The organism is Agrobacterium sp. BT-220-3 (assembly GCF_025910175.1).
GTDB classification, from domain to species: Bacteria; Pseudomonadota; Alphaproteobacteria; order Rhizobiales; family Rhizobiaceae; genus Agrobacterium; species Agrobacterium oryzihabitans.
In genome coordinates this window covers 580202-607128 of sequence record NZ_JAPAIX010000003.1, presented here as the reverse complement: position 1 = coordinate 607128, position 26927 = coordinate 580202, and the positions used below count along the sequence as shown (strand labels likewise).

Annotated in this window: 23 protein-coding genes and 1 tRNA gene; 15 read left to right on the top strand and 9 right to left on the bottom strand. The window is 59.8% G+C overall.

The window, feature by feature from the left end:
* Window positions 1–42: 42 nt before the first annotated feature.
* Both OK142_RS13265 and OK142_RS13260 read left to right on the top strand, forming a co-directional pair.
* Window positions 43–119 (top strand) — tRNA-Met (locus OK142_RS13265).
* Window positions 120–196: 77 nt separating this feature from the next.
* Window positions 197–346, top strand: coding sequence for a hypothetical protein (locus OK142_RS13260; protein WP_164056413.1), 150 nt, complete (start codon window positions 197–199; stop codon window positions 344–346).
* A 373-nt stretch (window positions 347–719) separates the two neighbouring features.
* Here the strand turns inward: OK142_RS13260 and OK142_RS13255 are convergent, their stop codons facing one another.
* Together OK142_RS13255 and OK142_RS13250 are read right to left on the bottom strand one after the other, a co-directional pair.
* A complete protein-coding gene (locus tag OK142_RS13255; RefSeq protein ID WP_498683213.1) occupies window positions 720–1346 on the bottom strand; it encodes an SGNH/GDSL hydrolase family protein in 627 nt (208 codons plus the stop codon).
* Window positions 1347–1387: 41 nt separating this feature from the next.
* On the bottom strand, window positions 1388–2299 hold the full coding sequence (locus OK142_RS13250; RefSeq protein WP_498683212.1) for a 2-dehydro-3-deoxygalactonokinase: 912 nt from the start codon (window positions 2297–2299) through the stop codon (window positions 1388–1390).
* Between the two features lie 118 nt (window positions 2300–2417).
* Here OK142_RS13250 and OK142_RS13245 point away from each other — a divergent pair, with 118 nt between their 5' ends.
* The 10 genes from OK142_RS13245 to OK142_RS13200 all read left to right on the top strand — a co-directional run bounded on the left by OK142_RS13245 (window position 2418) and on the right by OK142_RS13200 (window position 13662).
* A complete protein-coding gene (locus OK142_RS13245; RefSeq protein WP_498683210.1) occupies window positions 2418–3323 on the top strand; it encodes a dihydrodipicolinate synthase family protein in 906 nt (301 codons plus the stop codon).
* The gene (locus tag OK142_RS13240; RefSeq protein WP_498683209.1) at window positions 3320–4486 is read left to right on the top strand and encodes a mandelate racemase/muconate lactonizing enzyme family protein; all 1167 of its coding nucleotides are present in this window, start codon (window positions 3320–3322) and stop codon (window positions 4484–4486) included. Before OK142_RS13245 ends, OK142_RS13240 begins: the two co-directional genes overlap by 4 nt.
* 24 nt (window positions 4487–4510) lie before the next feature.
* Complete coding sequence (locus tag OK142_RS13235; protein ID WP_216330224.1) at window positions 4511–5782, top strand: ABC transporter substrate-binding protein; 1272 nt, start codon at window positions 4511–4513, stop codon at window positions 5780–5782.
* Window positions 5783–5849: 67 nt separating this feature from the next.
* Window positions 5850–6776 carry a carbohydrate ABC transporter permease gene (locus OK142_RS13230; protein WP_498683208.1) on the top strand — a complete coding sequence of 309 codons (927 nt, stop codon included), beginning with the start codon at window positions 5850–5852 and terminating at the stop codon, window positions 6774–6776.
* Window positions 6777–6786: 10 nt separating this feature from the next.
* Complete coding sequence (locus tag OK142_RS13225; RefSeq protein WP_003492168.1) at window positions 6787–7617, top strand: carbohydrate ABC transporter permease; 831 nt, start codon at window positions 6787–6789, stop codon at window positions 7615–7617.
* Between the two features lie 2 nt (window positions 7618–7619).
* Window positions 7620–8702, top strand: coding sequence for an ABC transporter ATP-binding protein (locus tag OK142_RS13220; RefSeq protein WP_003492167.1), 1083 nt, complete (start codon window positions 7620–7622; stop codon window positions 8700–8702).
* The gene (locus tag OK142_RS13215) at window positions 8699–9682 is read left to right on the top strand and encodes an NAD-dependent epimerase/dehydratase family protein (protein WP_444759651.1); all 984 of its coding nucleotides are present in this window, start codon (window positions 8699–8701) and stop codon (window positions 9680–9682) included. The genes OK142_RS13220 and OK142_RS13215 overlap by 4 nt, the downstream gene beginning before the upstream one ends.
* Window positions 9679–11361 (top strand): SMP-30/gluconolactonase/LRE family protein, encoded by a 1683-nt coding sequence (locus OK142_RS13210; protein ID WP_498683206.1) that lies wholly within the window; start codon window positions 9679–9681, stop codon window positions 11359–11361. The genes OK142_RS13215 and OK142_RS13210 overlap by 4 nt, the downstream gene beginning before the upstream one ends.
* 2 nt (window positions 11362–11363) lie before the next feature.
* Window positions 11364–12125 carry an SDR family NAD(P)-dependent oxidoreductase gene (locus OK142_RS13205; RefSeq protein ID WP_498683204.1) on the top strand — a complete coding sequence of 254 codons (762 nt, stop codon included), beginning with the start codon at window positions 11364–11366 and terminating at the stop codon, window positions 12123–12125.
* Between the two features lie 376 nt (window positions 12126–12501).
* A complete protein-coding gene (locus OK142_RS13200; protein ID WP_498683202.1) occupies window positions 12502–13662 on the top strand; it encodes an iron-containing alcohol dehydrogenase in 1161 nt (386 codons plus the stop codon).
* An 854-nt stretch (window positions 13663–14516) separates the two neighbouring features.
* On the opposite strand, the gene OK142_RS13195 is transcribed toward OK142_RS13200, so the two are convergent.
* The 4 genes from OK142_RS13195 to OK142_RS13180 form a co-directional block, all read right to left on the bottom strand.
* Window positions 14517–16235, bottom strand: coding sequence for a hypothetical protein (locus tag OK142_RS13195; protein WP_498683200.1), 1719 nt, complete (start codon window positions 16233–16235; stop codon window positions 14517–14519).
* A 133-nt stretch (window positions 16236–16368) separates the two neighbouring features.
* Window positions 16369–16935, bottom strand: a complete 567-nt coding sequence (locus OK142_RS13190) for a hypothetical protein (RefSeq protein ID WP_498683198.1) — start codon at window positions 16933–16935, stop codon at window positions 16369–16371.
* Between the two features lie 307 nt (window positions 16936–17242).
* The gene (locus tag OK142_RS13185) at window positions 17243–18022 is read right to left on the bottom strand and encodes a hypothetical protein (protein WP_137038238.1); all 780 of its coding nucleotides are present in this window, start codon (window positions 18020–18022) and stop codon (window positions 17243–17245) included.
* Window positions 18023–18179: 157 nt separating this feature from the next.
* A complete protein-coding gene (locus OK142_RS13180) occupies window positions 18180–19064 on the bottom strand; it encodes a LysR family transcriptional regulator (RefSeq protein ID WP_498683196.1) in 885 nt (294 codons plus the stop codon).
* Window positions 19065–19165: 101 nt separating this feature from the next.
* Here OK142_RS13180 and OK142_RS13175 point away from each other — a divergent pair, with 101 nt between their 5' ends.
* Window positions 19166–20500 carry an aspartate aminotransferase family protein gene (locus OK142_RS13175; protein WP_498683194.1) on the top strand — a complete coding sequence of 445 codons (1335 nt, stop codon included), beginning with the start codon at window positions 19166–19168 and terminating at the stop codon, window positions 20498–20500.
* A 69-nt stretch (window positions 20501–20569) separates the two neighbouring features.
* On the opposite strand, the gene OK142_RS13170 is transcribed toward OK142_RS13175, so the two are convergent.
* Window positions 20570–21640 (bottom strand): aldo/keto reductase, encoded by a 1071-nt coding sequence (locus tag OK142_RS13170; protein WP_498683192.1) that lies wholly within the window; start codon window positions 21638–21640, stop codon window positions 20570–20572.
* Window positions 21641–21880: 240 nt separating this feature from the next.
* Between OK142_RS13170 and OK142_RS13165 the strand changes: the two genes are divergently transcribed.
* Complete coding sequence (locus tag OK142_RS13165; RefSeq protein WP_498683190.1) at window positions 21881–22813, top strand: AraC family transcriptional regulator N-terminal domain-containing protein; 933 nt, start codon at window positions 21881–21883, stop codon at window positions 22811–22813.
* 30 nt (window positions 22814–22843) lie between these two features.
* Here the strand turns inward: OK142_RS13165 and OK142_RS13160 are convergent, their stop codons facing one another.
* Both OK142_RS13160 and OK142_RS13155 read right to left on the bottom strand, forming a co-directional pair.
* Window positions 22844–24952 carry a sensor histidine kinase gene (locus OK142_RS13160; protein WP_498683188.1) on the bottom strand — a complete coding sequence of 703 codons (2109 nt, stop codon included), beginning with the start codon at window positions 24950–24952 and terminating at the stop codon, window positions 22844–22846.
* Window positions 24949–25695 (bottom strand): winged helix-turn-helix domain-containing protein, encoded by a 747-nt coding sequence (locus tag OK142_RS13155; RefSeq protein ID WP_080835962.1) that lies wholly within the window; start codon window positions 25693–25695, stop codon window positions 24949–24951. The genes OK142_RS13160 and OK142_RS13155 overlap by 4 nt, the downstream gene beginning before the upstream one ends.
* A gap of 199 nt (window positions 25696–25894) precedes the next feature.
* Here OK142_RS13155 and OK142_RS13150 point away from each other — a divergent pair, with 199 nt between their 5' ends.
* Window positions 25895–26923: an ABC transporter substrate-binding protein gene (locus OK142_RS13150; RefSeq protein ID WP_498683186.1), complete on the top strand. Its 1029-nt coding sequence runs from the start codon at window positions 25895–25897 to the stop codon at window positions 26921–26923.
* Window positions 26924–26927 lie beyond the last annotated feature (4 nt).

Below are 26927 nucleotides of genomic sequence, written 5' to 3'. Positions count from 1 at the left end.
TGATGCAGTCGCGATAAATCCAATAGGGATTTACGCCGGTAACGCGGGGTGGAGCAGCCCGGTAGCTCGTCAGGCTCATAACCTGAAGGCCGCAGGTTCAAATCCTGCCCCCGCAACCAAAAATACTTGTGAATTCGACCATTCTGTCTCTTTAACATCAAGCTCCTCCGCGTACGCGTCGAGGAGCTTTTTGCGTTTGGCATCCGTGTCCAACTCGCCGGCTCGAAGCCGTTCCAAGGAATCGGGCCGCGCAAGCGCCTCGAAACGCTTCTTCATGATCGTTGCTGCGTCCATCGCCGCCAAGATCGATGCGATCTGGCCACGGACCTCCAGCGAGGCCGGTTGATGGCCGGGCGTCTTGGCAATTACGACCTTCTGGATTAGGCGCCGGGTGCTGCCGATGAACGGCTGCATCGTCTCCGTATCCATGCCCTCGCGCATATGAAACAGCACGAGCGGCATTATCTGCTGAACCAGCTCGGGACGGGTAGCACTTGCATTGCGAGAAAACCTTTTAGCCGGCGTGCTCCGCACGCCGCGCCAACGAGGTGCAAGGTTACACCTAGCCGTGGGCGAACATGCATGGCGACCTTGACACCATGCCGGGAAGGTCCGGCGGAATTTAGTCGGACCTATGGGAAGAGGCTATCTTGAATGACAGGATATTGAAAGTCGAACGCCCTGGAACCTCGTTGTCGTTACCCCCTGCAGCTGTTGGTCTAACAGGCTTTTTTTAAACCGGCCTTGAGGTTCTGCGCCCAGATTGCATAACCTGCGGGGTTGAGGTGAACGAGGTCGGGTTGATAAAAGCCGAACCGCGGCAACCCGTTCTCACCCAGGAGGCCCTCGTTAGGATCCAGCCAGACTACCATCGTCCCCTTCTCACACCAGTCCCGCGTCAATCGGTTGAAGCGCTCGAACTCGTCGCGATATATCCAGCGTGCCGGACTGGGTTTGATCGCAAGAATGTACAACTGCGTTTGTGGCAAGGTTTCCGAAATGCGATCCGTCAATGTCAGGAAATGCCGAAACGCCGTTTCAGCCGTCTGACCGTCGCTGGCGATATCGTTCTCACCAAAATAGATGAGCGTTCGTTGGGGTTTCAGGGGCACCAGAAGCTGGTCCATGTAGTGGACTGCAGACAGGAAGGTGGCGCCACCAAAACCCAGATTGACGGCATCAAGCGAGTTCATATCTTCGGTGAGTGAATTCCACATGCGAAACGAGGAGGAGCCGTAAAATGCAATGGGATCGGTGGGTAACCCAAGGCGCTGCAGGCGGGTGAGGATGGCAACAATATCGCTATCATAGCGGTTCGTGCCGATGCTGGCCGGAAAGTGGTACATATTATCTCCTCTGATCCTGAACTGATTTCACCCAAGGCTCGTCACGAAAGCGTCTGATGCAGGACCGCCAGCGCACCTTTGGTCAAATCATCCTCGGTACCAATGGACGTCCTTAGGTCAAAGATCTCCGCCGCCTGTGCGTAGAGGTCATTGAGACCGTCATTACCGACAATTGTCGCTTCACCCTTTTCCACGAACCAGCCGGCATCCCGCGCCTGCTGAAACTCCTGGCCAATCACCAGTCCGCGGACGAATGATCGCAATTGATCGGCTGACAGCTTGCCCGCAAGGGTGCCTGTCCGCGCTGAAAATAACAGGGACGACATGGCGACGGATTGCTTTGCCTCTTTGAGCCCCCAAAGAAAAGCATCACCGTCATCTACCGGGGGCTGGGTGGAGCCGCGGGCGATGAAAGAGTGATTGATGAGCAGATTGAAGATTTCACCCGTGACGAACGTCTGAAAGCTGTCGATTTCCCCCGCTTTGATGCGCGCCCATTTGCTGTGTGTTCCAGGGATGATGACCGTAATGTTTCTATCGAGCCCATGGCCGACGATCTGGGTTTCTTCCCCTCGCATGACGTCCGGAAAAGGTCGGCGTGCAGGGTCGTTCAGGCCCGGCAGGAATACCAGATCCGATCCGTTCGGCAGCGTGCGGCGCACCGTCCCGGCGGCAAGTTCGGCCGGGCCTGCCGGGCAGGGCACATAGGGAACTTCGATCCAGCCGTTACGGCTGGTGATCATGCCCAGTGCCGCGACGGGCAATGCCCCGTGCGTGGAAAACCAGGAAGCAAGTGCCGCCATCAGGACAGCTTCGTGCTCCCCCTTGCTCAGGCTCGAGATACCCTGCGCCGTTTCAAGATGATCCAGTTCCTTGCCGTTTTGGCTGACGAGCGTTGCCCGCAACGATGTTGTTCCCCAATCGACGATGATGGATGTCGCTTGTCCTGCCATTCCGTGAACCTCCTCGCTCATTTCATCTGGGGGCTTGTCATAGGGCGCAAGTCTATGTAGTGTCAATTAGTGAATTCAAGGTATCAATATATGATACTTAGTGAGGAGGAGTAAGAGAGTGGTTGGCCTTAAGGGGATTTTGCCTGTCTTGCCGACGCCTTTTCTGGCGAGTGGCGGCGTTGACGAAGCGGGTATGGAGCGGCTGGTGAAGTTTGCGCTTGAGAAGGGTGTGGACGGTGTCGTGTTTCCCGGTTTCGCCAGTGAGGTCGAGGCCCTCAGCGCAGGGGAGCGGGCGGCGCTGCTGAAGATCGTCGTTGCGGCCGTTGCCGGCCGGGTGCCGGTCGTCGCAGGTGCCAGCGCTGCCGACTGGCGCGAGGTTGTCGAGCACGGGCGCGCTGCGGCGGATCTCGGCATTCGCCATCTGATGGTTCAGCCGCCAAAATCGGTGGGCACAGATGCGCCTGCCCTGATTGCGTTTCTCGGCAAGGTCGTCGAGGCGCTGCCGGAGGTGGAGATTATCCTGCAGAATGCGCCGGCGCCGCGGGGCTCAGACCTTTCGCCGCAGGCGATCGTCGAGATCGTGCGTGCTCTGCCTCAGGTCGCCTATGTGAAGGAAGAGACGCTGCCGGCGGGCCCGGCCATCAGCCATATCATGGCCCATGCGCCCGACACCCTGAAGGGTACCATCGGCGGCGGCGGCGCCCGCTACATTCTCGACGAATATGCCCGCGGCGCGACTGCCGCCATGCCGGCTCTGGAAATTGTCGAGGAACATGTGGCGATTGATCGGGCGATCAATGCAGGAAAGCATGATGAAGCCCGCAAGATCTATGTCCGCACCCTGCCGCTTCTGGTCCTGCAGGCGGTGTACCGCATGCGCCTGACCAAGCATGTGCTGGTGCGTCGCGGCGTCATCGAAGGTGTCGGTGTGCGTGCGCCCACGCCGGATCTCGATTCGGCGGCCATTGCCGATATCGATGCCAATCTGGTCGAGCTTGGCCTCCTTGCTCCGGAGGCCGCATGAACAGCCCCATCGCAACCATCGAGGTTTTTACGCTGACGCAGCCGCGCAAGGTTCCGTATCTCGGCGCCCTGCGTGAGGGGGAGGTGGTCAATCCCAACGGCTATATCGTGCGCAAGGGAAACCGCACGGTCTATCCGACCTTCGACCGCAGCGTGCTGGTGCGCATGACGACAGCGGCCGGTACGGTCGGCTGGGGGGAGACCTACGGTATCGTGGCGCCCGGCGCGGTTGCCGCGCTGATCAACGATCTTCTCGCCGGTTTCGTCGTTGGGCGCGATGCTTCGGATCCTTCGGCGATCTACGACGATCTTTACGACATGATGAGGGTGCGCGGTTATACCGGCGGCTTCTATGTGGATGCGCTCGCCGCTCTCGATATCGCGCTATGGGATATTGCCGGACAGGAAGCCGGCAAGTCCGTTCGCGATATGCTGGGTGGCGGCGTTGATGTTTTTCCGGCCTATGTTTCAGGCCTGCCGGAAAAGACGCTCAAGGCGCGTGGTGAACTGGCAAAATACTGGCAGGATCGCGGCTTCAATGCGTTCAAGTTCGCAACACCCGTGGCGGACGATGGCCCGGCTGCCGAAATGGAAAATCTCCGGCACGTTCTCGGACCGGATGCAAAGATCGCCGCTGACATGCACTGGAACCAGACGCCCGAACGGGCGCTGGAACTCATTGCCGAGATGGAGCCCTTCGATCCCTGGTTTGCCGAAGCACCGGTCTGGACGGAAGACATTGCCGGTCTGGAGAAGGTTTCCAAGAACACCGAAGTTCCAATTGCCGTTGGTGAGGAATGGCGCACCCACTGGGACATGCGCGCCCGCATCGAGCGCTGCCGTATCGCAATCGTGCAGCCGGAAATGGGCCACAAGGGCATCACCAATTTCATCCGTATCGGTGCTCTCGCTTCCGAGTACGGCATCGATGTGATCCCGCACGCCACCGTTGGCGCAGGCATATTTCTTGCCGCCAGCCTGCAGGCGTCATCGACATTGCCAACGCTTAAAGGTCACGAATTCCAGCATTCGATCTTCGAGCCGAACCGTCACCTGCTGGAAGGCGACATGGATTGCCGGGAGGGCACATATCACCTGCCGTCCGGACCCGGACTTGGGGTAAGGCCGTCGGAGGCGGCGCTCGGTCTGATTGAACGTATCTGAACTGGTTTTTTGGAGGAGGAAGCCATGAACAAGACAATAAGCCGGCTGGCGCTCGGCACCGCAACCGCCGTTTTGATGACAATGGGCAGCCTTGCCCCGGCCAGGGCCGATACCGTCCTGAAATTCATTTCCTGGCAGACGGATGATGCCGGTACCGGCGAATGGTGGCATTCGGCGATTGCCGCATTCGAAAAACAGCATCCGGGCGTGAAGATCGAATTCACCAAGGCGGAGCGCAGTTCCTATGCGGATACGATGACGACGCTTTTCGCGGCCAACCAGCCGCCGCAGATCGTCCATCTCGCATCCTTCGAGTTCCAGATGTTCGCCGATAGCGGATGGCTGGAGCCGCTGGACCCGTGGCTGAAGAAGGACGGGATCGACATGACCGGCTGGGCCGGTCAGCAGAAATGCGAATGGAATGGCGAGACTGTCTGCATCATGACGAACTATTTCGGTTTCGTCATGGCTTACAACAAGAAAATCCTCGACGCGGCCGGCATTGCCGTGCCGAAGACCTATGACGAGTTTCTGGCCGCCGCGAAGGCAACCACCAAGGACCTCAACGGCGACGGCATCATCGACCAGTTCGGCACCGGCCACGAAACAAAGGGCGGTCCGGGTCAGTATCTGACGGAAATGCTGAACTACATCATCGATGCCGGTGCTTACTGGACCGACAAGGACGGCAATGTCACCATCGATACGCCTGAAATGGTCGAGGGTCTGACGCGCTGGAAAACCGTCATGAAAAGCGGTGTCAGCCCGGTGGACATGAGCGCCAGCGACGTGCGCAAGCTGTTTGCCGATGGCAAGATGGCCATGCGGCTGGACGGCCCCTGGCTTTATGGCACCACCGAGAAGGGTTCGGCCAAGAGCGATATCGTCTACGCCGCCCCGCCGCTTCATCCGCCGCTCGGCGGATCGTCCAACGTGCTCGCCATGCCGGCGGATATTCCCGACGATCAGAAGGCTCTGGTCTGGGACTTCATCAAGCTGACCATGACACCGGAATTCCAGCGCAGCTATGCGACGCTGGGCGGCAATACGCCACCGAGCCCAACCGCGGATGTCTCCGGCGTCGAAAAGACCATTCCGCATTTCCCGGTGCTGATCGAGACGATGAAGGCCGCCTCCGAGGCCGGGATCGACCGCATTCCGACCGGACTTGAACTCTTCTACAACGAGTTCAGCAAGATGGTGATGGAAGAAAGCCAGCGGATGATCATTCAGGATCTCGATCCGGCGGCGGTAGCGAAAACCATGCAGACAAAGGCCGAAGCCATCAAGGGTTGATCCCGTTGTCTTGCCATGGTCCGGAAAGGGCCATGGCCATCATCCGCATCCGGCAGGAGGACCATCCATGACCGAACCCGTTCGGGCTGGGCGTCGCAAGTTCTTCGATCTTGCGCGTCCGAGCCGGCAACATCTCCTCGGCTATATTCTGATCGCGCCAGCGGTCCTGATGGTTGCCGCCATCATCGTCTGGCCGCTGATCCTTGCAATCGACCTGTCGTTTCAGCAGGTCAAGATACCCCGGCTTGGCGGCGCGAGCCGGCCGTTTTCGGTCAGCAACTACACCTGGCTGTTCTCCTCGCCGGAATTCTGGCTGGCCTGCTGGGTGACGCTGAAGCTGGTTATCGTCGTAACCGCCGGCAGCGTCGCGGTCGGCCTCAGCACGGCGCTTCTCGCCAATAACCGCTTCAAAGGTCGGACCGTCGCGCGGCTGGGAATGGCGCTGCCCTGGGCGGTGCCGGAAATCATCGCGGTCGTCATCTTCGCATGGATGTTCGACACGTCTTTCGGCCTGTTCGGATGGCTGGCGATAAAGCTCGGTTTCACCGACCAGATGATCCCCTGGGTCAGCAGTTCCACAGCCGCCTTCTGGGCGGTGTCGATCACCATGGTGTGGAAGGGCTTTCCTTTCGTGTCGATCATGTGCCTCGCCGGCCTGCAGTCCATTCCCGCCGATTATTACGCCGCCGCCAAGGTGGATGGCGCCAGCGTCTGGCAGCGTTTTCGCTGGATCACCATGCCTCTGCTGATGCCGGTCCTCGGCGTCACGCTGGTGCTGACCCTGCTTTGGGTGTTCCGCGACTTTTCCATCATCAAGGTCCTGACCGGCGGCGGCCCGCTGCGCTCGACGCAGACGCTGTCGATCATGACCTACGATCAGGCCTTCCAGTATCACAACTTCGGTCGCGCTGCCGCCGTCGGCGTGCTGACGCTGGTGATCTGCATCATTGCCAGCCTGCTGATGCTCGGCCGGCGCTCGAAATCAATCTACTGAGGAGGCTTTGATGAAACGTAGCTTTGCACAGAGCCTTGCCCTCTACGCGACGGTGATCTTCACGCTGGTGATGATCCTGTTCCCGGTCTACTGGCTGCTGGTTACCGCCCTTTCCACCACCGACGAACTCTACCGCCTGCCACCGACTTTCTGGCCGGACGATCCGCAATGGGACATTTTTGCCCGTGTCTGGGCGGCAAAGCCGATCCTTCTGTGGCTGTGGAATTCGATGCTTGCCGCTGTCGGCTCGGTTGCGCTGTCGATGCTGGTTTCGGTCAGCGCCGGTTACGCCCTGTCTCGCTATTCGATGCGGGGCGGCGCTACCATGGGAATGTTCGTTCTCACAGCCAAGATGTTGCCCGCCACGCTACTCGTCATCCCGCTGTTTTCGATCTTTTCGAGCTTCGGTCTGATCGGCAGCCTATGGACGCTGGTGCTTGCGCATTCGACCATGATCATTCCCTTCGCAACCTGGATGCTGAAGGGTTATTTCGATACGATCCCGAAGGAACTCGAGCAGGCGGCCATGGTTGATGGCTGCTCGCCGATCGGCGCAATGGTGCGTGTCGTGCTTCCCATCGCAACACCCGGGCTTGCCGCCACCGCGCTTTACGCCTTTGTGCTCAGCTGGGCCGATTACGCCTATGCGCGCACCTTTCTGGTCAACTCGCCGGACAACTGGACGGCCAATCTCGGCATCACCACGATGCAGGGCGAATATGTCACCTACTGGAACGACATCTCTGCCGCATCGGTGTTCATCGCGTTGCCGATCATCGCAATCTATTTGTTCCTTGAACGTTATTTGGTCGGCGGTTTGACCGCTGGCGCGGAGAAATAAGCATGGCCAATATTTCCATTCGCAACGTCAGCAAGTCCTATGGCGCGCTCAACGTGCTCAGACCCTTCTCGCTTGAAATCGAGAATGGCGAGTTCGTGGTGCTGGTCGGGCCTTCCGGCTGCGGCAAGTCGACGATGCTGAAGATCCTCGCCGGTCTCGAGCCGGCAAGCGAAGGGCAGATTTTCATCGGCGACCGCGAAGTGACCGACCTTGCGCCGGGCGACCGCGACATCGCGATGGTTTTCCAGAATTACGCGCTTTATCCGCATCTGACGGTCCGCCAGAATATCGGTTTCGGGCTGAAGATGCGCGGCACGGACAGGCAGGAGATCGACAGGCGCGTCGACGATGCGGCGCGTATCCTCGAAGTGACGCCCTATCTCGATCGCAAGCCGAAGGATCTGTCGGGTGGTCAGCGTCAGCGCGTGGCTCTGGGACGAGCGATCGTTCGCCAGCCGCAGGCGTTCCTCATGGACGAGCCGCTGTCCAACCTCGATGCCAAGCTGCGTGTCCACATGCGTGCCGAAATCGGCGCGCTGCACAAGCGGATCGGCGTCACCACCGTTTATGTGACGCATGACCAGGTCGAGGCGATGACGATGGCGGATCGTGTCGTCATCATGCAGGGCGGCATCATCCAGCAGATCGCGGCACCGGACGAGCTGTTCAACAACCCGGCCAATCTTTTCGTTGCCGGCTTCATCGGCTCTCCGGGCATGAACTTCCTCAATGCGGATATACGCGACGGTACGCTCACCCTTTTTGGGCAAAAGGTCTCACTGCCGGGTGCGGCGCGCCATCAGGGAAGCGTTGTCGTCGGTTTGCGGCCGGAACATCTCGTGCTCGGCGATGCACCCGTCACATTCGGCGTTCGCCCGACGCTGGTGGAAAGCCTCGGATCGGAAAAATACGTCTATTTCGATGCTGAGGGTGCCAGAATCGCCGATGGTGAAGAGGGCAAGTCCAAGGGGCTGATTGCCCGCGTTTCGCACACCGGCAACCTGCCGGGGAATGAAGAGCTGCGGCTTGGTTTCGATCCGGCCCAGCTTTATCTCTTCGACGCGAAGAGCGGAGAACGGCTATGATCCTCGTTACCGGATCGGCGGGTCGAGTCGGCCGCGCCGTCGTTGCCGCGTTGCGTGCAGAAGGCCGTGCCGTTCGCGGCTTTGATCTGCGGCCGTCCGGCACGGGCGGTGAGGAGGTCGTGGGGTCGCTGGAAGACACAGAGGCATTGGCTGGCGCCATTGAAGGCGTCACCGGCGTTCTGCATCTCGGCGCATTCATGTCCTGGGCACCGGGAGATCGCGATCGCATGTTTGCCGTCAATGTCGAGGGCACGCGCCGCCTTCTCGATGCGGCTGCGGCGGCCGGCGTGCGGCGGTTCGTGTTCGCTTCCTCAGGCGAGGTCTATCCCGAAAATCGGCCGGAATTTCTGCCGGTAACGGAGGAACATCCTCTCAATCCCAACTCACCCTATGGTCTGACCAAGCTGCTGGGTGAGGAGCTTGTAAGTTTCCACCAACGGGCCGGGACAATGGAAACGGTCATCCTGCGTTTCTCGCATACGCAGGATGCGGCCGAACTGCTGGATGAAGACAGTTTCTTTTCCGGCCCCCGGTTTTTCCTGCGGCCGCGCATTCGCCAGCAGCAGAACTTCGGAAACGTGGCGGTCGCCGAGCTTCTCCAGTCACGGGATATCGGCGAAGCATCGCATGTTCTGGCACGCAACGAGGAGGGACGGCCTTTCCGCATGCATATAACGGACACCCGCGATATGGTTGCCGGCATTCTGCTTGCCCTGGACCACCCGAAAGCGGCGGGCGGCATCTTCAATCTCGGAGCGGATGAACCAGCCGATTTCGCCGAACTTCTGCCGCGCATGGCAGCATTGACCGGCCTGCCAATCGTGACAGTCGATTTTCCCGGCGCCGGCGTTTATTACCATACTTCAAACGAGCGGATCAGAAACACCCTGGGGTTTGAAGCGCAATGGACGATGGACCGGATGCTGGACGAAGCGGCCACCGCAAGGCGACAGCGCCTCGCGAAGGAGCAGACGCGATGAAGCCGGAAACACCGGGGGGAACGGCGGCTCTTTCCAAGGGGCTGACGCTTCTCGATATGGTCGCCGATGCGCCCGAGCCGCCGCGCTTTGCCGAGCTTTTGCGTGCCTCCGGTCTGCCCAAGCCGACTTTCGCCCGCATCCTGCGCACACTCATCGCCTATGGCCTTGTGCGGCAGGATGAGGCGCGTGGCACCTACGTTCTGGGACAACGTTTTCTCGAAATGTCCCATAAGGTCTGGGAGAGCTTCGATCTCGTCTCGGCCGCGACCCCGGAACTGGAACGGCTGGCGGCTGAACTTGGCGAGACCGTCGCGCTTTGCCGGCTCGACGGCATCATGACGCAATATCTGGCCGAGCGCTCGCCCAATGGTCTTTCCGTCCGCGTCGAAGTGGGGCGGCGTGTGCCGTTGCATTGCACGGCACCGGGCAAGGCGCTGCTCGCCTTTCAGGATCCCGCCGTTGGTCGTTCTCTGCTGGATCGCCTCACGCTCGATCCGCAGACACCCAAGACCATCACCGCTCTTGATGCATTGCAGGCCGATCTGACACTGACGCGGGCGCGGGGTTATTCGATTTCTTACGAGGAACACCTGCCGGGCGTGAATTCCGTCGCAGCGCCGGTGATGGGCCGGGACAATACGCCTATGGGTGTGCTTGTCGCGCTCGGGCCGTCGTCGCGTCTCGACGCTTCCAATATCCACCCTGCCGGACGCGAGCTGATTGCCGCTGCCCGCCGCATCACCGGTGCGGCCGGTGCCGTCGCCATCAGTTCCCGACCCCGTCCGCGCTCGGCGACAGGCCGACCGATAGCCGAACTTAGCTGCATTCTGCCATGGGGTGCGCAACTGGGCGAAAGCCCGGTCTGGCATGAGGCCGAAAACGCGCTTTACTGGGTCGATATTCTCCATCCGGCTGTCCACCGTTACGATCCGGCCACCGGCCGTAACGAGACGTGTGAAACCGGCAAGCTCGTCAGCGCGGTCATCCCGGTTACGGCCGGAAGGTTGCTGGTGGCCTCCCAAGACGGGGTCGAATGGCTCGATTTTGCGTCTGGCCGCCTGACGCCTTTCGTCAGCCCGGAGGCCGGCATTGCCGACAACCGGCTGAATGATGCCAAATGCGGGCCGGATGGCGCGATCTGGGTCGGGTCGATGCGTATCGACGCTTCCAAGCCAACCGGTGCACTCTATCGGATCAATGCCGACGGCGCATTCGAGCGCAAGGAAGGCGGCATCATTGTCTCCAATGGTCTCGGCTGGAGCCCGGACGGCAGAACCTTCTATTTCGTCGACACGGTGCCGGGGCTCATACATGCCTATGATTGCGATCCGGCGACGGGTACGCTTTCGGAGCGGCGCGAATTTGCCCGCATCCCCGTGGCCGATGGCCGGCCGGACGGTCTCGCCGTCGATGCGGAAGGAGGCGTCTGGTGCGCGATCTGGGATGGCTGGTGCGTGCGCCGCTACCTGCCAAACGGCAAGCTGGACCAGGTCATCGAAATGCCGGTGCCGCGTCCAACCAGCATCGCCTTTGGTGGGCCGGACCTTTCGACGCTGTTCATCACCAGCGCCCGTACGCGCCTGCCGGCATCCACGCTCGCCGATGCGCCGCTATCCGGCGGTCTGTTTTCCTGCCGCCCGGGTATTGCCGGCGCGCGCATCTTATTGTTCGAAGGATAGAAATGCGTCTCGAAAGCGTCTTTGGTCTGAAGGGTCGTACGGCTCTGGTCACCGGTTCCAGTCGCGGCATCGGTGCGGCGATTGCCGAGGGGTTGGCGGGTGCTGGTGCGCATGTCATCCTGCATGGCGCGAAGCCGGGTGCGACAGCGGCCGTGCAGCAGCGGATCGTCGCGAGCGGCGCTACAGCTGATGAGCTGGCGGGCGATCTCTCCGAAGCCGGCGCTGGCCGGGCTCTCATCGAGCGCGCAGAGGCGATCGCACCGGTCGATATTCTCGTCATCAACGCAAGCGCTCAGATCAATGCCACGCTTTCTGCGTTGACGCCAAACGACCTGGCGTTTCAATTGGCGGTCAATCTGGGTTCGACCATCGATATGCTGCAATCGGCGCTGCCAAAAATGGCGGCGCGCAAATGGGGCAGGGTTGTTTCCATTGGCTCAGTCAATCAGCTAAGGCCAAAAAGCGTCGTTACCGCTTACGCGGCAACCAAGGCCGCGCAGCATAATCTGATTCAAAGCCAGGCGCGAGACTATGCTCGTGACAACGTCTTGCTCAACACACTTGCTCCCGGTCTTGTCGACACGGACCGCAACGCGCACCGCCGCACCGAGGACCCGGAGGGCTGGGAAGAATATGTCAGGACACTCAACTGGATGGGGCGTGCGGGGCGGCCGGAAGAAATGGTGGGAGCAGCGGTGTTCCTCGCGTCTCAGGCATGTAGCTTCATGACTGGTGAGACAATCTTTCTTACCGGTGGCTATTAGGTGGCCAGCCGGACTTGAGATTATGGGGATCGCTGCGGGCCGCAAGCAAGCTTTCCTGCTGATCGAAAAGACGTCGCCACAATTCGCATTTGTAGACATTCAATTGTCGGATGGGCAATTGTCGGATGGGGCGACGTCGGCCAACATCGCGTCGGGGCACTTCGAGAATGCGGTCGTCTGGAATTCGTTTCCGTGCCCGGCCTGCCGCCGTCAGTCTCGATACTACTGCAGGAGGTACACTCCTAGCCAAGGCGCCGCGTTCGGCGAGGTCCGGTAAAAGGTATTGGCCACGAGGATGCCAACGCGGTATCGATATATGTCGCGGCATAGACATCTCCCGATTGGCCGGTCGCTGATGCGGGACCGGGAGGATCAGATGATTATCAACCCCTTCGAATTTCGAACTGTTCCCTCCATCCAGGTTGCCTGGGGCGGCGCGAGAAGGCTCGGAGAACTTCTCTCCGTACGGTTCCCCGAGCGAAGAGCGCAGCTGATTACGGATAGCGGACTTATGAAAGCCGGGCTCGTTACCCCTGTCGCCGAGGCGCTTTCCCGCAGTGGGTTTTCGGTCACGATCTTTGACAGGGTGGTTGCCGATCCGCCGGAGCAGATCGTTACAGAATGCGTCGCCTCAGCAAAGGAGTCCGGTACCGATATCGTCATTGGCCTCGGCGGCGGCTCATCCCTCGATATCGCCAAGCTGGTCGCCATCCTTCTGGTTTCGGATCAGGCTCTTGCCGATATGTATGGCATCGGAAATGTGAGGGGCATGCGTCTGCCACTTGTTCTGGTGCCGACGACAGCCGGAACCGGCTCGGAAGTTACTAACATTTCGATTATTACCACTGGCCAAACCACGAAAATGGGGGTGGTGTCGCCTCAGTTGTATGCCGACTTCGTTTTGCTCGACGCGGAGCTGACGGTCGGCCTGCCCCGGACTCATACTGCGGCCACCGGCATCGATGCGATGGTCCATGCCATCGAGGCCTATACAAGCAAGCATAAGAAAAACCCACTTTCGGACTCGCTCGCACGCGAAGCACTTCGGCTTCTCGGAGACAATCTGGTGACCGCCTGCAACGAGGGAAAGAACAGGCCTGCCCGGGAGGCCATGCTGCTGGGAGCGACCCTGGCGGGGCAGGCCTTTGCCAATTCGCCAGTGGCAGCCGTTCATGCGCTAGCCTATCCTCTGGGGAGTCATTATCACGTCCCGCACGGGCTTTCGAACGCATTGATGCTTGGCCCTGTGCTTCGGTTCAATGCTGCTGCGGCAGCACCGCTTTACGCCGAGCTGGCCGATGTCCTCAGGGTCCCGGGAAACGGGGATGCAACGAGCCGCTCGAATGCCTTCGTCGAGCACATGGACAAGCTCATGGTGGCGAGCGGTGCGCCACGTCGTCTGCGGGACGTCGGCGTCACGGACAGCGGTCTTGCCATGCTTGCTGCGGACGCGATGATGCAGACGCGCCTGCTTGTCAACAACCCTGTCGAGGTTCGCGAAGACGATGCGCTGGCGCTTTATCGGGAAGCATTCTGACGTACGCAACCTCCGTTCTCGAAACCTTGCCTTCGCCAAGATCTCTCGAGTTCGGTGAGAAATTCGTCCGCGACATGGAATGTCGACGTCCCGCCTGTTGGCGCGACGCCATCATGTCCCGCCTGGCTGGGCCTAATTTAACCTCAGGCCAGTGCCGGGATCAAATATGTGAATGTCCGACGAGCCACTTCGACACCAAGCACTTCTCCGATAAATATTTAGTATTATATTGGTAATTTGAATTAAATTGTGAAATAATCTCTACAGAAATGGCCTTATGTCGAATATTGTAACTCAAAACATTAAATTCAGTGGCAACCGTAGTGCGATAAATTAGAAAAATTCCGTCTTTTTTTACAGATTGCCTAAAAATTTTATTGAAAGATGTATCCACTGCGCCGAGTTTTAATAAAATTAATCTCTGTTCCAGTTAGATGTTCGCTTTCGTCGAAAATAATAACATTCCAATTCGACCAACAGTAATCTGTTGTGTCATTCCCCCTGGCTAGGCATCCCCAGATATGCGGTCCGGCACGACGTTGCATGGTGCGAAATTTATACTGTGGTGCTACGAGGTGGCGCGAAACAGGCCTGTTTGATGCGACCCAGCGAACTTTTTCAGCAGATTGCCCCCTGCCGTTGAAAATCTCAATTTGAGTTGGTTCCCCGCAACCAAATAAACAATGATTGCAGCTTTTACGTTTCCAATACAACAATTCAGATGGAAATACGCCCGGACCTCGGACTATAGAAACAGGCTGAACATCGGCCTTCAATGGTTTTTGCCTGCTCCTTGGCATCCTATGTACCGATTGTTTCCACTCGCGTTGGAAGAGATGAAGTTGTCTCGGCACTCACTCCGGGAGGCGCTTAGCCACATCTAAATACTGGGCGCCCACCTGCACCAGCTTGCGCAGGGCTTCCTGCAAGTCGTCGTCGCTGGGAGCCTCTGGCAGCATTGTGATCGGCGACTGTCGTAGGAGCAACAGGGTCTGGGTGAAGGCTTCCTGCATTTTCGCGATGAGGGCCTCACTTGCCGCATCGAGCGGCAGATGCTCGCGTAGAATATTGAACTTCGTGCCAAGAAACTCCATTCCGATAGCGCGGTCCTCGCCCATGGCGGTGTTGAACCGTTCGAAAAGGAAACGCTCCAGATCGATCGTAATGCCGGCGTCGAGGAGCACATCGTCCCGTGCGGGCGCGCGTGCTTCCATGGGAGGATCGATGCGGTCGGATTTCAGGGCGATGAAGACGCTGGTGTCTTCCTGCGCCTCCATGCTGGCGATGAAATGCGCGGGGCTGCGGCCTGTGCCTGAGACGTCTGCAATTATCGTGCGCTGGCCCCGCAGCCGCGAGAAATAGGCAGCATAGGCCGGGCTTTGGGCAAGGAAAAGGTCTCGTGACGAAGGGAGATAGTGCACGGCGAGATTGCGCGGAGATAGGCTGAGCATCCAGCGCAGCAGATGGACCCACATATTGGAATCCCTGCCGCACATCAGCAATGTGTCCGCCTGGAGTGCATTTGCCCGCCGGATGAGAAGCATGCTGGCGACGATCAGCAGAGGGATGTTGGAGTCGAATTGCGCCAGCTGGGCCTGCCGCGCTGTCCTGTCAAAGGAAAAGCTGGTGAGCCGTGCTTTTCGCACGGCCTTGGCAAATTCGGCGAGGCCGACTGAACAGAGGATGGTTTCACCCGTGGACCAGCCGGAGATTGTGACGTATTCGGCGTCGATGCCAGCCTTGTGCGCCTGTGCGACATCCGAATGATGGTTGTCGCCGTGGTGCCGAAGGATACGATGCGTTGCGAGGATCGTTGGCCATATCGTACCGTGATGCTTGCCGTGATTGCTCAGATGAATTGTGAGCCCTGGCAGGCCGCATTTCTCCTCTACGATCTTCCGCAGGAAGGAATGGGGCAGGTACATGTCGGAAATGATAAGATCGTCGCGCCGAACACGGGCGACCATTTCCTGAATGGGAAACAGGTTGTCCCATTCTTCGGCAAGTTCCAGCATTTTCAACCGCTCGATCAGGCGGTCAGGCCAACCCGTCGCCTCGGCCAATTTCATATAGACATCATCGAGCGTGTAGTTCCCGCTTCGCCAGAGATCCGCCTCAAGGCTCTGACGGAGCCTTGCAAAGCCGTCTGCGCGGGCCTTGGCCTCTACCGAATGGAAAATCGCCAGTGGGTCAACACAATAGCGCGCCACCAGCGTATCGAAGAGATCGAAGGTCTGCACTGCCGGCAAATCATTTCTCAGCGCGAGAGGCCTGAAGTAGTGAAGGCGCACCTCCTCCTGCAACAGGAAGGGGCCGACAATCATCCAGCCTCCGTCATCCGCCTCCATCAGCATGGCGACGCAGGAGGGTGTCCCGTCCTCTGTCAGGATCAGCAACCTGTCGCCATCGATCCGCCATCCAGCTTCGTTTGGGTGTTGGTAGCCACCGATCCGGCCGTCCTTTTCGAAGATGAGGCCGGAGGTTACCAGATGGCGCTGTGGCCCCGCTTCGAAACTGAAGACGTGTCTGGTCAGCCATTCGGCCGCCAGCGTTTTTTCGGGGACCGCAGGCATGCCCGGTTCTGTTTGCCGGGAAATCAAGGGAGGGGCGCTCAGGTTCACAATGCTGCTCCGGCGTGTTGTATCTTCTGGACCGCGTTCGCCCGAACCGATGCGTCGCGGGCGGACCAGCGTCGAAGATTCGATCCTATTTTTTCTGGATAGCGATCATCTTGACCCGCCAGTGGTCGGTTCCGCCGCGCTCGTCCCAGTGCACGAAAACATTGGCGATCTGCGACTGGATCAACTCCCGTCTGCTCTCGTTGATCTGGGGGCTGTCGAGAAACCCGGTCCGCAGGTACTTCTGGAGAACGTCTTCAGTCCGCGGCGTAGGCGGCAGGATGTCATCGACTTCCTGATTGTGCCAATGAAGGTCCTCGATGATGTAGAACCCGCCCGGCTGCAATTTCTCAAACAGTTCGGAAAATGCGACCTGTTGATGATAGGGGCAATGCGAACCATCATCGACGATGATCTTGAGTGGTGGTGTGTTCCGCTTCACCGCTGTTAACGATTCACGCGAGCCAGCATCGCATTGGAAAAACGTGAACCGATCCCGTTCGTTCAGGGATGAGAAATCGGAAATATCGATGCCGTAGACATAGGCATTCGGAAAGAAATTGAGCCACATCTCGACGGATGGCGCGGTCGCTGAAACACGGTTTGCAGCGAGTTGCTGGTTCTGCGGACCAATTTGAAGGCCGATTTCGAGCATGTAAAACGGCTGCTCCCGGAAGCCTCCGAACAGGAAGGAATAAAGCGGCGCATAATTATGCGCGTGATGGACAATATCCCCTTTGTCCGAGCCAAAATGGTTGGCAAGCTTTGTCAGGTTTGGGGCGGGACTCAGCAATGCATTTCTCCGTTCCGTGTATTTCCAGATTGATTTCCCATCGACGGCGCCGATGAGATCTTGCCGGCGGGTTGGAAATACCAGCAGCGGCTATTTCTTCCTGAATACATGGTTCATCTTTACTGAGGCTTGCGGGGACGAATGGGGCCGACTGCGCTCAGCAACATCGTCAAAGTGGTGCCGGTGTCAGCTTCGGCAGGGCAAATCTTTCACCGAAAAGATGTAGCCACAGGCGCTCGAGGATGTAGCCGTAGACGGCGATACCGGACACCGAGAGATTGCGCAGAATATCGATGGATGCCTGGGGGACCGATGCGACCCTGCTGTTGCGCACGGCGAAGATGGCACCGTAAGAGAACACACCCACCATATGCCGCTCTGCTTCCGATGCCAGATCCTCTAGCCCGGCTAGGTTGAGGAAGTGGCTGGCAATGTTGGTCCCGTCAGGCAGGTCCCCGTGGATGGCCCGGTACACGCTTCCCATGCCCCAGGCGCCCTGATCGATGAAGTCGATCGGTCCCCAGGTCAGCAGCGAGAACCGTTCGAGGCGCACGCGTGGACGCCCGAAAAGGCCGCGCTCATACTCGGAAAGAAGCAGCGGCGGCGGTACATTCTTCTCGGAGAGCCATTGCCACGACATCGGCTGCAGATCAGCCCAGTTTTTCCAGGTGTGCAGTAGGCTGATGAAGTCCGGGCTATGCTCGAAGGGACCGCCCTGGGCATAGACGGTGAAACCGTCATCGTCCCGCACGTCGGTCAGCATGTGATGGAGGTAGGTTTCCGATTCCCGTCCTTCATTGGGACGGTCGATGATCCGCGCCGCGCGCTGCAATACGCCGGGCGTTTCGATTTTGTCACCCTTGTTGTAGATGATGACTTCAAAATCATCGGGGATCAGCTTGATCCAGTCCAGCGGTTCGCGATAGCGGGCAAGTACGACACGGTTCATCAAAAGCCTCCAGAGCGTCACAGGGACCTGAAAGGAGGCCTTCGCATCCACTGGTTCCTGCCTCTGGATATGGCATGAATATCTTGCTCAAGGCTGGCCAAGTCTGGGCACATTGGAGCGACGGACTGCCGTCGGGAAATCGTCCGTCGGCACTGACCTAACCACGATCCTGCGACTGATCACTCGAGAGATCAGCATTGCTCAACCCCGGCAGGACTGTGCGGATGTGCTCGCCCAGAACTCTGGCGGTCGAGGATGTCTGCGGATCGGCAAATTCCATCGCAATACCGATGGTTGGCAGGGGCGGAAGCCCCATTTCCACGATATGAAGATCGGGCGGAACGGCTGTCCTCGTCAGGACACTGATCGCATGGCCGGAGCGCGCGATTGCGATGAGACCGGCAAGGCTGTTGCTGGCAAAGGCAACACGGTAACGACGATTGGCAGCTTCCATGGCATCGCAGGCCGCACGGTGGTCAAGTGTCGCCGGTGCCGAAAGAGCAAGCGGCAGAATGTCCTTGGCAAGCAGATCCGGTTCCGGCTTATCCGCAACCCAGACGAAGCTTTCCCTGCGCAGGACGTCGTCGTGGTCCGGATCGGATTGCGAGACCAGCGCGATGTCGATCTGCCGCCGCTGCAGGAGGGGACGCAACTCTATCGTCGGCGCGCAAACCATGCGCAGCTCGACTTTGGGGTGGGCGGCACAGAAGCCGCGCAACAGTTCCGGCAGGAAGGCAATCGAATAATCTTCAGGGCACCCAAGGCTGACGGTGCCCTGAAGTGTTTCCCCGCTCATGTCGGCAAGAATTTCGTCATGCCGGGCAAGAAGTGCGCTGGCGTGGGCAAGAAGTTTCTCGCCCGCGGTCGTCAGCCGTACGCCCGAACCCGTTCGCTGCAGCAGGGTGTGGCCGACCAGTTCCTCAAGCCGCTGCATCTGCGTGCTCAGCGCCGATTGCGTGCGCCCAACCTGCATCGCAGCCACGCTGATGGAGCCGGCGCGGGCAACGATGATAAAGTTCTTCAGGAGCGTCAGATCGAGCATGGCGATATCAAAATTATCAATATCTGAGTAAAATACTATCAATTAGACTGGGGCGGCAAGCGCTTGTTATTCTCCGGGAAGATAAAATTGGGGAATGCATCATGGACAATCTCGCAAACAGCTTTACCTCGCTGAATGATGAGCCTGCCTTCTGGGAGGCCGCCAACAAACATCTGACCCGTTACGGACCCGCCTTCGAGGATATCATTGTCGAGCGCGCCGAGGGCAGTTTTGTCTATGACGCGGATGACCGCGCCATTCTCGATTTCACTTCGGGCCAGATGAGCGCTTTGCTCGGACATACCCACCCGGATATCGTCACTACCGTCAACCGGCAGATGGCTTCGGTCGCGCATCTCTTTTCCGGCATGCTGTCGCGCCCGGTGGTCGAGCTTGCAACGCGGCTGGCGGCTCTCGCGCCGGGGCTGGACCGCGTGCAATTGCTGACGACCGGGGCGGAATCCAATGAAGCGGCAATCCGGATGGCAAAGCTCGTCACCGGCGGTCACGAGATCGTCGCTTTCGCGCAGAGCTGGCATGGCATGACGGGCGCTGCGGCTTCGGCCACCTATAGCGCCGGCCGGCGGGGTTATGGCCCGGCCACGGCCGGCTCGCTGGTCATACCGGCCCCGAATGCCTATCGCCCGCGCTTCAAGAACCCCGATGGATCAAACGACTGGCAGGCGGAGCTGGACGATGCTTTCGAGCTGATCGACCGTCAGTCGACCGGCAACCTGGCTGCCTTCATCGCCGAGCCCATCCTGTCGAGCGGCGGCATCCTCGAACTCCCGCTCGGTTATCTCGCCGCCCTGAAGAAGAAATGCGAGGAGCGCGGCATGCTGCTGATCCTCGATGAAGCCCAGACCGGCGTTGGCCGTACCGGGCACATGTTCGCTTTTCAGCGCGACGGCGTGACGCCTGACATCATGACGCTGTCGAAGACGCTCGGCGCCGGCCTGCCGCTTGCTGCCGTCATGACCAGCGCAGAGGTCGAGCAGAAGGCATTCGAGAGGGGCTTTCTGTTCTATACCACCCATGTTTCCGATCCGCTGCCGGCGGCTGTCGGTGTGACGGTTCTCGATGTCGTGGCGCGCGATGGCCTGGTCGAGCAGGCGATCGTCCGTGGAAACCGTCTGAAAGAAGGTCTCCTGTCGCTGCAACAGCGGTTCGAATGTGTCGGCGATGTGCGCGGGCGCGGGCTTCTGCTCGGACTGGAAGTTGTCGCCGACCGGCACACGAAAGCCCCCGGTTTCGAGCTTGGCGCCCGTATCATGCAGGAAGCGATGCTGCGGGGCATGAGCATGAATATCGTCAAGTTGCCCGGCATGGGCGGCGTCTTCCGCATTGCACCGGCCTTGACCGTCTCGGATGCCGAGATCGATCTTGGACTGGATATATTGGCGGCGTCGATTGAAGCGGCGCAGAAGGCCGGTTAGGTTCGCCGCAGTAGTGATTTGCCTCTCGCCGTTGTCTGCAAGCGCCGGCGAGAGGCAATGTTACGTAGATTATGCCCGTTTGCTGACGGTGTTCGTTCCGAAGATGAGCTTCTGCGCCATGGGCCGGCCGATGAAGCGCTCCGGGAAGATCGGCTGGGGAGCGCTGGCCCTGTTCAGTCGCTCAAGCTGATCCTGCGTGAAGGAAACGCTCAAGGCGCCGAAGTTATCCTCGGCCTGCTCAAGGGTGCGTGCGCCCATGACCGGGGAAACGACCGCGGGATTGATCAGCGTCCAGGCAAGGGCGACCTGCGATCGCGAAACGCCAAGTTCCGCCGCGACTGCGCCCACGACATCGGCGACAGCGAGCGAGCGTTCATTGAGGTGGCCGGTCGATGCGATCACGCCCCTGCGGGTTGCCGCGACATTCGCCTCATTCTCGTCGGTCAGATCCGCGCGGCCATATTTGCCCGTGAGGATGCCGCCGCCGAGCGGGGACCATGGAAGAACACCGAGGCCCAGCGCCTTGGCCATGGGCATAAGCTCATGTTCGACGGTCCGCTCGACCAGGCTGTATTCGATCTGAAGCGCCACGAAGGGTGACCAGCCGCGGAGATCGGCAAGGGTCTGCATCTGCGCCACGCGCCATGCGGGCGTGTTACAAATGCCGACATAGAGGATCTTGCCGGCTCTCACGAGATCATCGAGCGAGCGCATGGCTTCCTCCGGCGATGTCGTGAAATCCCAGGCATGCAGGTAAAGGAGATCGATCCGGTCCGTGTCGAGCTGGCGCAGGCTCGTTTCTACCGACCGCACGAGGTTGAAACGATGGTTGCCGCCGGAATTGATATTCGCCGGATCACGGGCCATCGTAAATTTGGTTGCAAGCACGATATTATCGCGCTTTTCTTTGATGAAGCCGCCAAGAAGGCGTTCCGAGGCTCCGTTGGTGTAGTTGACGGCGGTATCGATGAAGTTGCCACCTCTGTCGACATATGCATCGAAAATGCGTCTCGCTTCTTCAGCGTCGGCTCCCCAACCCCAGTCAGACCCGAAGGTCATCGTGCCAAGCGAGAGCGGCGAGACACGCAGCCCGGATCGGCCGAGCAGTCTGTATTGATCGAGTGATTTCACTTCAGCCATGTTGGTATACTCCATTGGTCTTCGTTGATGCGCTGGGATGCGCCGGGTGGGTGACACCTTTTTCCGCGAAAGACCTGCGAGGGCGGTAGACCGGATTTCCGGAATTCTTGCACGATTGTCTCAAGCAGACGGGACAGGACTGCCTCTTCTGCCTGAGCTATTGTCCGGCGCTCTTGCACGATTGTCCGAGAAGCGGAGTTCTGGCTTCCATCACACAGGCGCATATGAGATAAATGGCGGATGACCTCAGACCGCCACATCGTCGATATCATCACCCGACACGCGCCACGAGACGGCACTTTTGAATGCCGGTTGCCGGGGGTGAAGCTCATCCGCTGTTCGCACCCAACCCTCCCCATGCCAGTAATCTATGAGCCGACGCTTTGCCTTGTGGCGCAGGGCCGCAAGCAGGCTATGCTGGGGCAATCGGCCTTCATCTATGACAAATCGCGTTATCTGATCGCTTCCGTCGATCTTCCCGTCATGGGCTCCGTCATCGAGGCGAGTGCGGAAGAGCCATATCTGTGCATGCAGCTCGACCTTGATACGGTCGAGCTGGCGGAACTGGCGATCCGCTATCCGTCGAAATCTCCCGGAAAATCCCGGCCGCAGGCCGGTCTGCTGCTGAATGAGACCAATCCCGGGGTGCTCGATGCGGCGGCACGCCTGTTGGGCCTTCTGGATACGCCTGACGATATTGACGCGATTGCGCCGCTGGCGCTGCGGGAAATACTTTACCGGCTGCTGACCGGGCCGGGCGGTGACGTTGTCCGGCACATGGCGCAGGCGGGCACCCATCTCCATCAGATTGCCCGGGCAATCGTCTGGATCAGAAGCCATTTCCGCGAAGCCTGCCCCATCGAGACGGCAGCCGAAATAGCCGGAATGAGCCGCTCCACCTTTCACGCTCATTTCAAGGCGATCACCTTGATGAGCCCGTTGGAATTCCGGGCGGAACTGCGATTGCAGGAGGCGAGACGCCTGATGCTCAGCGAAGGGCTGGATGCAGCAACCGCGGGGTTTCAGGTTGGCTATTCAAGCCCGTCGCAGTTTTCGCGCGAATATGTTCGGGTTTTCGGAATGCCGCCCTCGAAGCACGCCAATCTCCTGCGTCATCCTGCCGATGATCGGCAAGTGCCTCACGCCACGGCAGCGAACCAGAGTAACATCTAGGTTCGGGCTAGGCTGGCTCCCTTCTTGCCTCTATTTTGCGTGGTCAATGCCTGCCGGAAAAGTCAGCTGCACCCTTGCGCCTTCGCCGGGTTTTGAGCGGATATGCGCCTCGCCGCCGCTCTGGCGGACGAAGCCGTAGACCATGGCGAGGCCGAGGCCGGCGCCGCCATATTCTTCGCGTGTGGTGAAATAGGGTTCGAATGCCTTGTCCACGGCCTCGGGCGTCATGCCGGTGCCCTCGTCGGTGACGGCAATTATCAGCGCATCTTTCTCGGTCGTGGCCTCGATCAAGATCAGGCCGCCGTCCGGCATGGCGGCTGCGGCATTCAGGCAGAGATTGAGAATGGACTGCTCGAAGAGGGCGGGATCGAGCGGGATCGACGGGAGGTCGTCATCGAGATCAAGCGCGATCCGGCATTTCGGGCCGACCGCGATCTCGAGGATATCGGCCATGCCGCGCAGCAGGTTGGCGACGTTGATGTGGCTGGCATGGATAGGCTGCTGGCTGCCGATGGTCAGCATGCTGCTGGCGAGAGACCGGCCGCGGTCTGCCGCCTTGCGGATACGGGCGATATGCCGTTTCTGACGGTCGTTGAAACCCGCTTCGCGTTCCAGCAGGCCGAGGCTGCCGGTGATGATGCCGATCATGTTGCCCACCTCATGGCTGACCTGGTGGGTCATGCGCATGATGCCGTCCAGTCGCTGGGCCTTTACGGCTTCCGCTTCCTGGCGATCGAGAGCCGTCACATCGCGGGCGAGCAGGACGATGCCGCCATCCGGCTGGCGTGACATCGACACTTCGATCACCAGCTGATCTGCGGTGCGATGGCGCACGACGGCGCGGTCCATCAATTCGCCGCGCCCGCTCTCGAAGGGAAGCAGTGCGGGGTCGATTTCCGGGATCGGTTCGACAAAACGGCGAAGCGGCAGCTTTCGCGATGAGCCGGAGCGTCCGACAAGCTCGATGATGCGGCGGTTCATGGTGATTGGCCGGCCCGCCGGATCGAACAGCGCTATTCCCTCATTCATGTTGCGGAAGGTCGAGCGGATGGTGCGGGCCGCCGCTTCCGCCGTGCGCCGGAGGCGGGAGACACGATCAACGCTTTCATGGAAGGCACGGAAGGCGTCTAGCAGGCGGATCAGCTCCGTCTCGGACCCGGTATAGGATGGCGGGCCGACATCCTTCTCCCCCTTGGCAAGCGCGTTCATGCCGTTTGAAAGCGAGGCGATGCCGCGCGAGACGCGCATCACCGAGCGGATCGAGAAAATCGCCACCACCAGAACCAGAAGGGAAGCGACGGCGACGATGACCAGCAGCCGGCTAAGGGCATCGGAGGTCGAGATCAGGTCCTCGTTCAGGCTGCGGGCAACCGCGTCGCCCTGGGTTTCCGTGACATGGGAGAGATCGCGCGACACGGTGTGAAGCCGCGATACGGACGCGCGGATTGCGAACATTTCCAGAAGATAGCGGCTCTGGGCCTCGAAGACCCGCTCATAGGGCTGCATTTCCGCCAGCGGAAGACGCTCGCCGGGATAACCTTCCTGACGTGCCGTCGTTTCGGCGACGTAGCGGCGGCGCAGTTCGCCCAGCTGGAAGAGGCTGTCGGACGCGGATGCGGCCTGCACGATGCCGTTCATCCGCCGGCGCAGTTCAGGATCGACGATGCCCCGGCCGGTGGCGATTTCGCCGAGTGCCGCTGCCGCGTCCGCCTTGTGGCCCTGCGCCGCATCGGCATCCTTTGCCAGATCCAGCGTCTGCGCCCTTATGAGTTGAAGAAGTTCGACGATTCGGTCGTTGGCAAAGCCGCGGGTGACCCGGTCGTCGCTGCCCGGTCCTGTCATTTCGAGCAGGATGTCGACCTGTTGGACCACCGACCGGCTTTCGCTGGAAACGCGATAGGGAGAGGCGGCGTTCATCAGGAACGGGGCGCTTGAAACGAGGTCGGAGACCTGCCGCGAGACCAGCGATGCCTTGGCCAGGCTGGAAAAGGCCTGCAGACCGTAAGCGGCCATTTCGTCACGCGCCCGTTGCAAACCATAGATGGCGATGGCGGAGAGGCTGAAGACGAGGATGCAGATGAAGACGATCGCAAAGGGCAGGCGAAAGGCGATCGAGGAAAGGAAGGAACGGCTGATCACGGGGAAAGCTCGCCCTCGTCGGTATGCAGCACATAACCCTTGCCGCGCCGCGTCTTGATATGACGCGGCAGGTCCGGATTACGCTCGATCTTGCGCCTCAGCCGCAGCACCAGCACATCGACATTTCTGTCGATGTAGCGGTCGCTTTCAGAACCCAGCCGGTCGAGTATCTGCGAGCGGCTGACGGGCTGGTTGGGCGTTTCGGCCAGAATCTCCAGAAGCGCGAATTCGGCGCTCGTCAGCGTCTTGCTGCGATCGCTGAGGCAGACCGCCCGGCGCGCATCAAGATCAATCGCCCAGTCGCCGAGGTTGAGTGTCGCGCGGCCATGATCGCGCTCGCTATCCTTTTCCTGTTTCAGTGAGGGGATCGTCCGGCGCAGAACGGCCTTGATCCGGGCCGTGAGTTCGATGGGTTCGAAGGGTTTGACCACGTAATCGTCGGCGGCCGTCTCGAGGCCCAGAACCCGGTCGGCGGCACTGCCGGCAGCTGTTACCATGACGATGCCGATGTCGATGTCGGCCTTGCTGCGCAGTCTCTGGGCAAAGGTCCGACCTGATGTGCCGGGCAGATTGTGGTCGACCAGCACAAGCTGCATCACGTCCTTCGCCAGTATCTCGTCCGCCTCCTCGGCGGACCGGGCGCAGGTGGGCAGCCAGCCTTCGGCCTCCACGAGGTCCGAGATGAGCTCTGCCATATCCGGATCGTCCTCGACGATCAGAATGCGAACCTTCTGATTAAGCACTTTGTATTCCTCCCGCCATCATCATAGGCACGGTGACGGCGATCTTCAAAGGCTCGCTGGTTATCTCTCCTGTCATAATTGTAATATCTGTAATCTTGTTCGGAAAGATTGGTAACCATTCTTCGATTGCGGCGCGGGCAGGATGTGACATGCTGTTGGTGGAGACTGGAACGGGGAGGTTCCAGGCAGGGAGGCTTAATTGAAAGCATTGACCGCACTTGCGGCGAGCATGGTCCTATGGCTGTGCGGCGCAGGGCATGGCATGGCCGAGCCGAAGTTGAACGTCCTTTGCGGCGTCGACGAGGCTTGGTGTTTGACCATGCAGCGGGCTTTCGAGGCCAAGGCAGGTCTCGAGATTTCGATGGTGCGCAAGAGTACCGGCGAAATTCTCGACCAGATTCGTGCCGAACGATCCCATCCCACTGTCGACGTCTGGTGGGGCGGTACTGGCGATACCCATCTGCAGGCCGGCTCGGAAGGCCTGCTGGAAGAGTACACGCCCGTGCATCAGCGGGATCTGCTGCCCTGGGCGCAGAATTTCTATGCGATGTCCGGCTCGAAATCGGCTGGCATCTATGCCGGTGCGCTGGGTTTTGCCTATAATTCGGAACTGCTCGCGAAGAACAACCTGCCCGCACCCACCTGCTGGAAGGATCTGGCGAAGGATATCTATCGCGGCCACATCCTGACCGGCAACCCGAACTATTCCGGCACGGCCTTCACCATGCTGGCCACCCTCGTTCAGCTCTTCGGCGAGGAGGAGGCTTTCGGTTTCATGGCGAAGCTCAATCAGAACGTCGTGAGCTATACCAAGGTTGGTGCAGCGCCGGTCAAGGCGGCGGCGCGGGGCGAGATCGTGATCGGCATTTCTTTCATGCATGATGCCGTGACCCAGAAAATCGAAGGTTTCCCGCTGGTGATCGTCGCGCCCTGCGAGGGGACGGGCTATGAGATCGGGGCGGTCAGCATCGTCAAGGGCAACCACAATGATGCGCTGGCACAGGCCTTCGTTGAATTCGCGCTGAGCCCGGAGGGGCAGGCGACCGGGGCCAAGGCCGGGCAAAATCAGGTACCATCAAACGCCCGGGCGACATTGCCGCTGACGGCGCCTGACATATCGATGATCAAGATGGTGGATTACGACTTCGCCACCTTCGGACAGCCGGAAGAGCGAAGTCGGTTATTGAGCCGCTTCGACAGCGAAATTCACCCGAGCCAGACCCAGTAGGGCC